Annotated in this window: 10 protein-coding genes; all 10 read left to right on the forward strand. The window is 74.1% G+C overall.

Annotated features, from left to right (window positions below):
* The first annotated feature begins 14 nt into the window (after positions 1 to 14).
* The 10 genes from AQJ64_RS33525 (at position 15) to AQJ64_RS33570 (ending at position 12,728) form a co-directional block, all read left to right on the forward strand.
* Positions 15 to 1,088 carry a nitronate monooxygenase gene (locus tag AQJ64_RS33525; RefSeq protein ID WP_055634180.1) on the forward strand — a complete coding sequence of 358 codons (1,074 nt, stop codon included), beginning with the start codon at positions 15 to 17 and terminating at the stop codon, positions 1,086 to 1,088.
* Entirely contained in the window at positions 1,085 to 1,822 is a 738-nt protein-coding gene (locus tag AQJ64_RS33530) for a 16S rRNA (uracil(1498)-N(3))-methyltransferase (RefSeq protein WP_055634181.1), read from the forward strand. The genes AQJ64_RS33525 and AQJ64_RS33530 overlap by 4 nt, the downstream gene beginning before the upstream one ends.
* A 14-nt stretch (positions 1,823 to 1,836) precedes the next feature.
* Positions 1,837 to 2,229: a VOC family protein gene (locus AQJ64_RS33535; RefSeq protein ID WP_055634182.1), complete on the forward strand. Its 393-nt coding sequence runs from the start codon at positions 1,837 to 1,839 to the stop codon at positions 2,227 to 2,229.
* A 63-nt stretch (positions 2,230 to 2,292) separates the two neighbouring features.
* A complete protein-coding gene (locus AQJ64_RS33540; protein WP_055634183.1) occupies positions 2,293 to 2,799 on the forward strand; it encodes a hypothetical protein in 507 nt (168 codons plus the stop codon).
* A gap of 45 nt (positions 2,800 to 2,844) precedes the next feature.
* Positions 2,845 to 6,045, forward strand: coding sequence for a S41 family peptidase (locus AQJ64_RS33545; protein ID WP_055634184.1), 3,201 nt, complete (start codon positions 2,845 to 2,847; stop codon positions 6,043 to 6,045).
* A 91-nt stretch (positions 6,046 to 6,136) separates the two neighbouring features.
* On the forward strand, positions 6,137 to 7,600 hold the full coding sequence (locus tag AQJ64_RS33550; protein WP_055634185.1) for a lipase/acyltransferase domain-containing protein: 1,464 nt from the start codon (positions 6,137 to 6,139) through the stop codon (positions 7,598 to 7,600).
* On the forward strand, positions 7,597 to 10,359 hold the full coding sequence (locus AQJ64_RS33555) for an NACHT domain-containing protein (protein ID WP_055634186.1): 2,763 nt from the start codon (positions 7,597 to 7,599) through the stop codon (positions 10,357 to 10,359). The genes AQJ64_RS33550 and AQJ64_RS33555 overlap by 4 nt, the downstream gene beginning before the upstream one ends.
* A 66-nt stretch (positions 10,360 to 10,425) precedes the next feature.
* Positions 10,426 to 10,779, forward strand: coding sequence for an HIT domain-containing protein (locus AQJ64_RS33560; RefSeq protein ID WP_055634187.1), 354 nt, complete (start codon positions 10,426 to 10,428; stop codon positions 10,777 to 10,779).
* A 6-nt stretch (positions 10,780 to 10,785) separates the two neighbouring features.
* Positions 10,786 to 11,718, forward strand: a complete 933-nt coding sequence (locus AQJ64_RS33565) for a ribonuclease Z (protein WP_055634188.1) — start codon at positions 10,786 to 10,788, stop codon at positions 11,716 to 11,718.
* 20 nt (positions 11,719 to 11,738) lie between these two features.
* Positions 11,739 to 12,728: an adenosine deaminase gene (locus AQJ64_RS33570; protein ID WP_055634189.1), complete on the forward strand. Its 990-nt coding sequence runs from the start codon at positions 11,739 to 11,741 to the stop codon at positions 12,726 to 12,728.
* The last annotated feature ends 96 nt before the right edge of the window (positions 12,729 to 12,824 follow it).

Consider the following 12,824-nt stretch of genomic DNA (forward strand, 5'->3'; position numbering starts at 1 on the left):
GACACCATGCCGTCATGTCCTCCGAGCTGACCGATCTCTTCCCCCACCCGATCGTGCAGGCCCCCATGGCGGGCGGTGTCTCCGTGCCGCAGCTCGCCGCCGCCGTGTCCGAGGCCGGTGGGCTCGGGTTCCTGGCCGGCGGGTACAAGACGGCCGACGGCATGTACCAGGAGATCAAGCAGCTCCGCGGGCTGACCGGCCGCCCCTTCGGCGTCAACCTGTTCATGCCCCAGCCCGAGTATGCCGAGACGGGTGCCGTCCAGGTCTACGCCGAGCAGCTCGCCGGTGAGGTCACCTGGTACGGGACCGAGCTGGGCGACCCCGACAGCGGCCGCGACGACGGCTACGACGCCAAGATCGCCGTACTGCTGGACGATCCCGTGCCGGCGGTGTCCTTCCACTTCGGCGTCCCGAACGCGGACACGCTGAAGTCCCTGCGCCGGGCCGGAACGTTCACCCTGGTCACCGTGACCTCCGCCGAGGAGGCGCTCGCCGTCGAGCAGGCCGGGGCGGACGCCGTGATCGTGCAGGGCATGGAGGCCGGCGGCCACCAGGGCACCCACAAGGACATCCCCGAGAACGACGGCTCCGCCCTCGGACTGCTCGCCCTGCTCGGCCAGGTCCGCGAGGCCGTGGGCCTGCCGATCGTCGCCGCCGGCGGGATCATGCGCGGCAGCCAGATCGCCGCCGTCCTCGCGGCCGGCGCGAGCGCCGCCCAGCTCGGCACCGCGTTCCTCGCCACCCCCGAGTCCGGCGCGCAGGCCGTGCACAAGGCGGCCCTCACCGACCCCCTGTTCGTCCGCACCGAGCTGACCCGCGCCTTCTCCGGCCGCCCGGCCCGCGGCCTGGTCAACCGCTTCCTGCGCGAGCACGGCCCCTACGCCCCCGCCGCCTACCCCGAGGTCCACCACCTCACCTCCCCGCTGCGCAAGGCCGCCGCCAAGGCGGGCGACGCGCAGGGCATGGCCCTGTGGGCGGGCCAGGGGCACCGTATGGCCCGCGAGCTGCCCGCCGCGGAGCTGGTGGAGGTCCTGGTGGCGGAGCTGGCGACCGCGCGGGCCGCCTGCGCCGAGGGCGACGCGCGATGACCGCGCCCGTCTTCGTCGTCGACCGGCTCGACGCCGTGGGGCCGGAGTTCGTGCTCGACGGGCCCGAGGGGCGGCACGCCGTCTCCGTGAAGCGGCTGCGGCCCGGCGAGGACGTCGTCCTCACCGACGGGCACGGCCGCTCGGCCGAGGGTGTCGTCAAGGCGGCCGAGGGCAAGGACCGGCTGGTCCTGGACCTGGGGTCCGTGCGGGACGAGCCCGAGGCGTCACCCCGTATCACCGTCGTCCAGGCCCTCCCCAAGGGCGACCGCGGCGAGGTCGCCGTCGAGACGATGACCGAGGTCGGCGTCGACGCGATCGTGCCCTGGCAGGCGTCCCGCTGCATCACGCAGTGGCGCGGCGAACGGGGACTGAAGGCGCTCGGCAAGTGGCGGGCCACCGCCCGCGAGGCCGGCAAGCAGTCCCGCCGGGTCCGCTTCCCCGAGGTCGCCGAGGCGGCGAGCACCAAGCAGGTCGCCGCGCTGCTCGCGGGGGCCGACTTCGCGGCCGTCCTCCACGAGAGCGGCGCGGACCGGCTCGCCACCGCCGCACTCCCCGCCCGCGGCGAGATCGTGCTCGTCGTCGGCCCCGAGGGAGGCGTCTCCCCCGAGGAACTGGCCGCCTTCGCCGAGGCCGGTGCCCGGCCCTACGTCCTCGGCCCCACCGTCCTGCGCACCTCCACCGCGGGCACCGCCGCCGCGGCCCTCCTCCTCGGCCGCACCGGCCGCTGGTCCTGACCCCCGGAGCGCCCGTGGAACTCGCCCAGATACGGCTCCTCGTCACCGACTTCGCCGCCTGCTACCGCTTCTACGACGACGTCCTCGGCCTGACCCCGCAGTCCGGCGCGGCCGAGGGCCCGTACGAGAAGTTCAGCCCGCGCACCGGCTCCGCCGGGATCGCGCTCCAGGACCGCGCCATGATGGCCGCGGTCCTCGACGAACTCGACGGCCCGGCGGCGGGACACCGCTCGCTGGTGGTGCTGCGCGTCGACGACCTCGACGCGTACTGCGCGCAGATCACCTCCCGGGGCGCCACCCTGCTCCACGGCCCTGCCCCCATGACCGACCGGATGCGCGTCGCCCATCTCAAGGACCCCGAGGGCAATCTGGTGGAGCTTCAGGAGTGGCTCCTGCTGCGCGGCTAGTCCGGGCGATCCTGGCCGCATCCGGGCTACCGCCCCGCGGCCCGGAGTGGCAGGCTGCCGCCCATGGGGGCATTGAGGCGGATTGCGCTTCTCGTGTTCGTGCCCGTCGCCCTGGGCGGCGCCGTGGCCTGCGAACCGGGCGGCGGGGTGAGCGGCATCTCCGTGGCGTACACGACCGACCAGGCCGCCACGGCGGAGATCGAGCGCCGTGACGTGGACGTCCGCTGGCTGACCTGCACCGCCGCCCGGGACGACCACCTCGTCTCCGTCGACTGCCAGGGGGAGACCGCGGGCGGCAAGGACATCACGGTCACCGGCAAGGTCGAACGGGCCGTCGACGGGAAGTGCGTGCGCGGCGATCTGCGGGCGGACGTCGGGAAGAAGGAGCTGTTCCGGGTCAGCGGGCTCGGGGACTGCGGCTCCGCGACGCCCTCGCCGGTCGAGGCCCCGTCCTCCTCGGCCGGACCGTCCGGTTCCGCCCCGCCCGGCGGACCGTCCGGCGTCCGGCCGACCGTCACGGTCACCGTGACCGTCACCCGGACCGTCGACGCCCAGGGCGGACAGAAGTGATCGAAACCCCTGACCTGCGGTCCCATCCCTGAATACAGTGATCTGGTGACACAGTCCGCGACGTCTGCCGCATACTTCCGACACCCGCATCCGCACGGCGAGTTGGTGGCGTTCGCCGCCGAGGACGACGTGTGGCTCGCCCCCCTCGACGGGGGCCGCGCCTGGCGGGTCAGCGCCGACAACGTACCCGTCTCGGCACCCCGTATCTCACCCGACGGAACCACCGTCGCCTGGACCTCCACCCGCGACGGCGCCCCCGAGGTGCACATCGCACCCGTCGAGGGCGGACCGGCCACCCGCCTGACGTACTGGGGGAGTTGGCAGACCCGGGTGCGCGGCTGGACCCCCGACGGCCAGGTCCTCGCCGTCAGCACCCACGATCAGGCCACCCTGCGGCGCAGCTGGGCCCGCGCCGTCCCGGTCGACGGCGGACCCGCCACCACCCTGCCGTACGGCCCGGTCGGCGCCGTCGCGTTCGGCCCGCACACCGTGCTGCTGTCCGCGCCGATGGGCCGCGAGGCCGCCTACTGGAAGCGCTACCGGGGCGGCACGGCCGGAAAGCTGTGGATCGACCGGGACGCCACCGGGGAGTTCGTCCGGCTGCACCAGGAACTCGACGGCAACCTCGAGTGCCCGGTGTGGGCGGGGGACCGGATCGCGTTCCTCTCCGACCACGAGGGCACCGGCGCGCTCTACTCCTCCCTCGCCGACGGCTCCGACCTGCGCCGCCACACCCCCCTCGAAGGCTTCTACGCCCGCCAGGCCACCGGCGACGGCACCCGGATCGCGTACACCTCGGCCGGTGAGCTGTGGCTGCTCGACGACCTCGACGGTGCCGAGCCCCGCCGCCTCGACATCCGCCTCGGCGGACAGCGCACCGACCGCCGCCCCCACGCCGTCACCGCCGCCCGCTGGCTCGGCGGCGCCGCCCCCGACCACACCGCGCGCGGCAGCGCCGTCGAGGTGCGCGGCGCCGTGCACTGGGTGACCCACCGCTCCGGGCCCGCGCGTGCCCTCGCCGCCCGGCCCGGGGTGCGGGCGCGGCTGCCGCGCACCTTCCGCACGGAGGGCGAGGAGTGGGTGGTGTGGGTGACGGACGCAGAGGGCGACGACGCCCTGGAGTTCGCGCCCGCCACCGGACCCGTCCCCGGCGCCACCCCGCGCCGGCTCGCGGCCGGCCGCCTCGGCCGGGTCCTGGAACTCGCCATGGCCCCCGACGGCAGCCGCGCCGCCGTCGCCGCGCACGACGGCCGGCTCCTCCTCGTCGAACGGGAGAGCGGCGAGGTCCGCGAGGTCACCCGCAGCGCCGACGGAGAAGTCTCCGACCTGGTCTTCTCCCCCGACTCGGCATGGCTCGCCTGGTCGCACCCCGGCCCGCCCCCGCTCGCCCAGCTCAGACTCGCCAACGTCACCGATCTGTCGGTCACCGAGGCGACCCCGCTGCGCTTCCGCGACTACGCGCCCGCCTTCACCCTGGACGGCAAGCACCTCGCGTTCCTCTCCACCCGCGCCTTCGACCCGGTCTACGACGAACACGTCTTCGACCTCGCCTTCCCGGCCGGCGCCCGCCCGCACCTGATCACCCTCGCGGCGACGACCCCGTCCCCGTTCGGCCCGCAGCGCCACGGCCGCCCCTTCGACGCGCCCGACAAGGACGAGACCCCCGACAGCGAGGGCACCCCCGCCACCCGCATCGACCTCGAAGGCCTCGCCGACCGGATAGTGCCCTTCCCCGTCGAGGCCGGCCGCTACTCCGGGCTCGCCGCCGCCAAGGACGGCGTGCTGTGGCTGCGGCACCCGGTGCGCGGGGTGCTCGGCGCCTCCAGGGCCACCCCGGACGACCCCGACCCGCGCACCGAGCTGGAGCGCTACGACCTCGTCCAGCAGCGCCTCGAACACCTCGCCGCCGACGCCGACGGCTTCGAGGTCAGCGGCGACGGCAAACGGCTGCTGCTGCGGACCGACGGCAAGCTCAAGGTCGTCCCCAGCGACCGGCGCGCCTCCGGCGACGAGGACAGCGACACCAACATCACCGTCGACCTCGGCCGGATCCGGCAGACCGTCGACCCGGCCGCCGAGTGGCGGCAGATGTACGACGAGACCGGCCGCATCATGCGCGACAACTTCTGGCTCGCCGACCTGGGCGGTCTCGACTGGGACGCCGTCCTGGACCGCTACCGGCCGCTCCTCGACCGGGTCGCCACCCACGACGACCTGGTCGACGTGCTGTGGGAGGTGCACGGCGAACTCGGCACCTCCCACGCCTATGTCTCCCCACGCGGCGGCCACGGCCGCGGCGCCCGCCAGGGTCTCCTCGGCGCCGACATCTCCCGCCACCCCGACGGCAGTTGGCGCATCGACCGGGTGCTGCCCTCGGAGACCTCCGACCCCGACGCCCGCTCCCCGCTCGCCGCACCCGGGGTCGCGGTGCGGGCCGGGGACGCGATCCTCGCCGTGGCCGGGCACCCGGTGGACCCGGTGACGGGCCCCGCCCCGCTGCTCGTCGGCACGGCGGGCAGGGTCGTCGAGCTGACCGTCTCACCGGCCGGCGGGGGCGAGCCCCGGCACGCGGTCGTGGTCCCCGTCGACGACGAGGAGGCCCTGCGCTACCACGCCTGGGTCGCCGACCGCCGGGCCCATGTGCACGAGGTCTCCGGCGGCCGCCTCGGCTACCTCCACGTGCCCGACATGCAGGCGCCCGGCTGGGCCCAGATCCACCGCGACCTGCGTGTCGAGGTGGCCCGCGAGGGCCTCGTCGTGGACGTCCGGGAGAACCGCGGCGGCCACACGTCCCAGCTGGTCGTGGAGAAGCTCGCCCGCCGGATCGTCGGCTGGGACGTACCGCGCGACGCCCGCCCCTTCTCCTACCCGCTGGACGCCCCGCGCGGCCCCGTGGTCGCCGTCGCCAACGAGTTCTCCGGCTCCGACGGCGACATCGTCAACGCCGCCATCAAGGCCCTCGGCATCGGCCCGGTCGTCGGCACCCGCACCTGGGGCGGCACGATCGGCATCGACAGCCGCTACCACCTGGTCGACGGCACCCTCGTCACCCAGCCCAAGTACGCCATCTGGCTGGAGGGCTACGGCTGGGCCGTGGAGAACCACGGCGTGGATCCGGACGTGGAGGTGGTGATGGCCCCGCAGGACCACGCGGCGGGCCGCGACACCCAGCTGGACGAGGCGATCCGGCTGGCGCTCGAGGCACTGGAGGAGCGACCGGCGAAGACACCGCCCACACTGCCGTGACCCGTGCGGCGCGGTCCCCGGCCGCCGGGCGCCGCGCCGCCGCGGCCGGCACAAGCGGCCGGCTCGAGCGGCACAAAAAAAGGGGGGACGGATGACCGTCAGGCACCTGGTCGTCGTTGTTCCGGGGATCGGCGGCAGCGTCCTGGAGCGGACCCGCGCCGACGGCAGACCGGTCCGGGTCTGGGACGCGGGCGTGGGAGGCATCGGGGGACTGCTGCTGCGCCCCGGCCGGCTCAGCCTCGCCGAGGAGGAGCGGCTGCGCCCCGTAGGGCTGATCACGTCCAAGCATCTGCTGCCGGGCTGGACGGTCGTACACGGCTACGAGGGGCTCGTGGCCGGCATCGGGCGGAGCGTCCCGGGCGCCCGGATCGACCTCGGGCATCCGGAGCGGCCGGATCCGCGGGCCGATGTCCTGCTGTTCCCCTACGACTTCCGGCGGAGCATCGCCGAGGCCGCGGACCGGCTCGCCGCACAGATCCACCTCCGGCTGGCGGGCCTGAGCGCCGCCGAGCGGCGGGGCCGGGTGGTCGTGGTGGCCCACTCGATGGGCGGACTGGTGGCCCGGTACTGGATGGGCGTGCTGGGCGGATGGCGTGTCTGCCGTGCCCTCGTCACGCTGGGCACCCCGCACCGCGGCGCTCCCAAGGCGCTGGACTGGCTGGTCAACGGTGTCCGGGTCGGCGGTCTCGCGATGCCCGGAGCGACCGGGGTGATCCGCGGCTGGCCGTCGGTGGCCGAGCTGCTGCCCCGCTACCCGATGGTCCGCCACGAGAGCGACGGCGGGATCCGCTACCCGCACGAACTGCCGATCGGCGGTCTGCGCCGCGGCGCACGGCGGGCGTTCGCCCTGCACCGGCAGATCGAGGAGGCCTGGGAGGCGATGCCCCGGTCGGGACCGGAGATGCGGGCCCGGTTCTCCTGGAGCCATCCCACCCCGACGGCCGGCCACTGGGACGGGACGCGGCTGAGGGTCACCCGCGAGCGGCCGGCCTGGCTGGTCCCGCCCGGCTGGCAGGACGATCTCGGGGACGGCACCGTGCCGGCCACCAGTGCGCTGCCGATCGAGGACAGCGGCCGTGACACCTCCGCCATGCGCACCCGGGAACGCCATGGGCCGCTCGCCGCCGCCGAGTGGGTCGGCCCGCTGATCGCCGGCTATCTGCGGCGCGACAGCCTGGCCCGGCTGCGGGGCGACGAGCGGCCCGTGTCGCTCGGGCTGGAGGTGGACGAGGCACACCTGCCGGGCGCCCCCGTCCCGGTGCGTGCCACGGTGCACGGACGGTCCGGCGAAGCGGCCTCGCTCGCCCCCGCGGCTCCGGTGTGGGCGCTGGCCCGCCCGGACGCCGACCCCACGGCCGAGCCGGTCGCCGTGCCGCTGGAGTGGGACGCGGACACCGGCGCCTTCCGCGGGGAGTTGCCCGCGCTGGAGCCGGGGCTGCACACGGTGACGGTCACCGCTCGCGACGTGCCGGGCGCGGGAGACCTCTCGGTCGGCGAGACGGTCGCCGTCGTCGACGACGGTGCCGAGGCCGCTGCCGAGGAGGGGGGCGCATGAACCGCTGGCCGCGCTGGTCCCTCGAAGGCGAACCCGTCGCGCTCGCCAAGTACGTGAACCCGGGCGCCGTGGCCGCCCTGGTGCGGCTGCCGGGACCGTCCTCGGCCAGCCGCACGGACCGGCTGCGCGAGGTCTACGACGCCCTGGCCGCCGTGAGGATCGGATACGCCTTCGAATCGCCGTCCGACGAGCGCGGCCGCCAGGTGATCCTCACCCCGCGCGAGGTGCTCTGGTCCCCCCGGCACGGCACCTGCCTCGATCTGGCCGTCGTCCTGGCCGCGGGCTGTCTCACGGCCGGGCTGCACCCGGTGGTGGTCCTGCTCCGGCCGGCCGACGGCGACCCCGAGTCCCGGGCGACCGGCCACGCCCTCGTCGCCGTACGCATGACCGACGACGTGCCCGCGGACCCCGAGCGGGCTCCGGTGTGGCCGCAGCCGCCCGACGGATTCCCGCGGTCGGTGCAGTCGTCGCTCGCGGGGCCGCCGGGCGCGTATCTCGTCGTGGACCCGGTCGGGGTGGCCAGGCCGCTGCGGTCCTCGCCCACCGACGGTCTCGGCGTGGGCTTCGAGGAGGCCGTCGCCCGGGGCGCACGCCTTCTGGCGTCGGACCGCTGGGCCTGGCACACCGCGATCGACATCGGCTCGGCCTGGCGGGAACGCGACCAGCACCCGCTGCTGGAAACGGCGGACGCCGTACTGCGCAGGCCGCCCCTCGCCGTCGCCGGCGACGAGGCGCCTCCCGGGCGGTCCCGGGCGCGGTCCCAGGTGCGGGCCGGGGCGCAGGCGGTGCCGGACGGCGTCCTGGACGATGTCGCCGTCGCGCTGGCCGAGGCCGTGCGCGAGCAGTGGGAGAGCGAGCGGCACCACCGGCACCGCTCCAACGACCCCTTCCCCCTGCCGGTGCACTGGGACAACGCACCCGCGGCCCTCATGGACCACGGCAGCAACATCCAGAACCTGCGGCAGACGGAGCACCTCCCGCTGGACCTCACGGGCGATCTGCGGATCGTCGCCGACATCTTCGACCATGTGCCGTCCGGCCGGCTCGTCGTCCTGGGGCAGGCGGGTGCCGGAAAGACCGTCCTCGCCATCGAGTTCGTCCTCACCCTGCTCGACCCCGCGAGCCTGCGTGTGCCCGTGATCTTCTCCCTGCCGGGGTGGGACCCGGCGTCCCAGCCGTCCCTGCACGGCTGGCTCGCGGAGGAACTCGTCAGGGCCTACCCGGCACTCCAGCAGGCGGAGAAGCGGAGTCCGGACGTCGTCTCCCGCCTGCTCACCACGCGGCGCGTGCTGCCGGTGCTCGACGACTTCGACGGGCTCGCACCGGAGTTGCGCCCGGAGGCGATCAGGGCGATCAACGCCTCGCTCCGGCAGGCCGACGGCTTCCTCCTGCTCAGCCGGCCGGACGAGTACCGCGACGCGGTCGCCGCCGCCCGCCCGCTGAAAAAGGCGTCCGCGGTGTGCCTGGAGCCCCTGACGGTGGAGGACTACGCCGACTACCTGCCCCTGTCCGCGGTCAAGGAGGACGGCGGATCCCGGACGCTGTGGGACCCGGTCCTCGACCGGATCCGTGCGGACGGGTCCGCCGCGGAGGTCGAGGTGCTGCGGGAGGCATTCACCACGCCCCTCGGCGTCTCCCTGGCCCGGCGCATCTACAGTGACGGCGACGCCCGCTCCCCGAGGGACCCCGCCGAGCTACTGGCACCGAACCGGTTCCGCCGCCGGGAGGACCTGGACGAGCATCTGCTCGGAGCCTTCGTCGAGGCCGCGTACGCGACCGCGCCCCACGACGGGCGGCGGCGGCGCCGTGCTCCTTCCGCCGACCGGGCCAGGAAGTGGCTGGGGCATCTGGCCCGGGACATGGAGGGGCGCTCGACGCACAGCCTCGCCTGGTGGGAGCAGAACCTGGCACTGCCGCGCTCCTTCTTCGTGGCCGCGGGGGTGTTCACCGCGGGCGTGACCTTGCTGGTGAGTTACCTGACGGCCCCCGTGTTCGGGTTCTCCCCCGAGTATTCCCCCTTTGCCGGGCTGCTGTTGGTGGCCCTGCTCTACCGGCAGCACTACCCGGTCGCCCGGCAGGTCTCCACGACGTTCTTCCGCACCTCCCCGGTCCAGCCCGGAGCGGGTGTCCGCCGGCTGCTTCTCCACCGGGCGTTGTTCAGCGGGGCAGCCATGACCCTGATGACGCCCTTCCTGTACATGTTCCTGTTCACGTGGCTCTCGAAGGCCGGCCTCGGATGGCCGATGGCGTGTGTCATGGGCGTCGGAACCGGCATCTGGTCGTTCGGGAAGTCCTGGGTCGATCACGCGATGGAGCCGGTGAACATCGCGAGGGCGCCCAGCCCGGACCATCTGCTCAGAACCGCCCGCTGGAGTCTGCTGCAGACCCTGGCCACCACCTGGCTGCCGCTGTTCGTCTCCGCCTGCGCGGTCGTGATCGGCTGGGAGCCGCCGGACGCCACGGCACCACCCGCGGTCCGGCTCACGCTGCTGGTCCTCTGGCTCGCGCTCATCACCGTCGCCATCGCCTTCCTGTCCGGCCCGTGGGGGTTCTTCGTGCAGACCCGGGTGTGGCTGGCCCTGACCCGCCGGCTTCCGCTGCGGCTGATGACGTTCCTCGACGACGCGCACCGCCGCGGGATCCTGCGGCAGAACGGTGCCGTCTACGAGTTCCGCCATGTGACGCTCCAACGGCATCTGGCCGGCCGGGGGAAGCCCGACGCCACCGAGGAACGCCCGGCCGAGGAGTCGCTGCCATGACCGCGGGCCGGTCCCGCTCGCTACGATGCCCTCCGGACGAGATCACCGGTGCACGAGGAGACACGTATGGCAGGGGAACCGCAGGACGACTGCCTGTTCTGCAAGATCGCCGAGGGGCACATCCCGGCGACGATCGTCCGGGAGACCGGGACGACCGTCGCCTTCCGGGACATCAACCCCCAGGCGCCCACGCACGTCCTGGTGATCCCCAAGGTGCACTACGAGAACGCCGCGGAACTGGCCGCCGCCGAACCGGCGATCGCCGCGGACGTCCTGCGCGAGGCGAAGTCGGTCGCCGAGGAGGACAAGCTGGAGAGCTACCGCATCGTCTTCAACACCGGCAGCGGTGCCGGCCAGACCGTCTGGCACGCCCACGCGCACGTCCTCGGTGGCCGCGGCCTCCACTGGCCCCCCGGATAGTCCGCCATGTCCGTACGTGAGCTCGTCGTCCTCGGCACCGCCAGCCAGGTCCCCACCCGGCACCGCAACCACAACGGGTATCTGCTGCGCTGGGACGGCGAGGGCATCCTCTTCGACCCCGGCGAGGGCACCCAGCGCCAGATGCTGCGGGCCGGGGTCGCCGCCCACGACCTCAACCGGATCTGTGTCACGCACTTCCACGGGGACCACTCGCTCGGCCTCGCCGGGGTCATCCAGCGCATCAACCTGGACCAGGTCCCGCACGAGGTCACCGTCCACTACCCGCTCTCCGGCGAACGCTTCTTCGACCGTCTCCGGTACGCCACCGCCTACCGGGAGACCGTCGCCCTGACGCAGGCCCCGGTGAGCGCGGACGGAGTCCTCGACGCCCGGCCCTCCTACCTCCTGGAGGCCCGCAAGCTCTCCCACCCCGTCGAGTCCTACGGCTACCGGCTCATCGAACCCGACGGCCGCCGTATGCTCCCCGACCGCCTCGCCGCGCACGGCCTGGCGGGCCCGGACGTGGGCCGCCTCCAGCGGGAGGGCTCGGTGAACGGGGTGACGCTCGACGACGTCAGCGAGATCCGGCGCGGACAGCGGTTCGCGTTCGTCATGGACACCCGGCTGTGCGACGGCGTCCACGCGCTCGCGGAGGGCGCCGACATGCTCGTCATCGAGTCGACCTTCCTCGACGAGGACGAGCGGCTCGCCGTCGACCACGGCCACCTGACCGCCGGTCAGGCCGCCCGGGCCGCCCTGGAGGCCGGCGTACGGCATCTGGTGCTGACCCACTTCAGCCAGCGGTACGCGGAACCTGGGGGCACCTCCCGGACGGAGTCCGGGGGAGAGTTCGAGCGGCAGGCGCGGGCGGCCGGCTTCGAGGGCGAGCTGACCGTGGCGCACGACCTGCTGAGGGTGCCGCTGCCGAAACGGCGGTAAAACAGCCGTACGATGCTTTGATGCCCGTCCCGAAAGCTGAACTGCACCTGCACATCGAAGGCACCCTGGAGCCGGAGCTGGCCTTCGCGCTGGCCGCCCGCAACGGCGTCACCCTGCCGTACGCCGACACGGAAGAGCTGCGCGAGGCCTACCGGTTCGAGGACCTCCAGTCCTTCCTGAACCTGTACTACGAGCTGATGGCCGTCCTGCGCACCGAGCGGGACTTCGAGGATCTCGCGAACGCCTACCTCGCCCGGGCCGCCGCCCAGGGGGTCCGGCACGCGGAGATCTTCTTCGACCCGCAGGCCCACCTCGCCCGGGGCGTCGGCATGGGCACGGTGGTCGAGGGGCTGTGGCGGGCGCTGGCCGCCAGCGAGACCACCCACGGCGTCTCCACCCGGCTGATCCTCTGCTTCCTGCGCGACGAATCCGCCGAGTCGGCGCTCGAGACGCTGGACGCGGCGAAGCCGTACCTCGACCGGATCACCGGCATCGGCCTGGACTCCGCCGAGGTGGGGCATCCGCCGGTGAAGTTCCGCGCGGTGTACGAGGCCGCCGCCGCGCTGGGGCTGCGGCGCGTGGCGCACGCGGGGGAGGAGGGGCCGCCGGAGTACATCACCGAGGCCCTGGACGTCCTCGGCGTCGAGCGCGTCGACCACGGGCTGCGCTGTATGGAGGACCCGGCGCTGGTGGAGCGGCTGGTGCGCGAGCGGATCCCGCTGACGCTGTGCCCGCTGTCCAACGTCCGGCTGCGCACCGTCGACACCCTCGCCGACCATCCGCTGCCCGCGATGCTCGACGCCGGGCTCGTGTGCACGGTCAACTCCGACGACCCCGCCTACTTCGGCGGTTACGCGGGCGACAACTTCGACGCCGTGCGGCAGACCCTCGGCCTGACCGAGGAGCGGCTGCGCGAGCTGGCCCGCAACTCCTTCACGGCCTCCTTCCTGGAGGACGACGAGGAGCGGCGGGCACGGTATCTCGCCGAAGTGGAGAACTACCGGTTCTAGTGCCGCGGCAGGCAACGTTCGCCCCGTCGCGACGCCCGGCACGCACCGGACGCCGCTCCTTGACGGGCAAACGTTGCCTGCCGCGGCACTAGTCGC

Source organism: Streptomyces griseoruber (assembly GCF_001514205.1).
GTDB lineage: Bacteria > Actinomycetota > Actinomycetes > Streptomycetales > Streptomycetaceae > Streptomyces > Streptomyces griseoruber.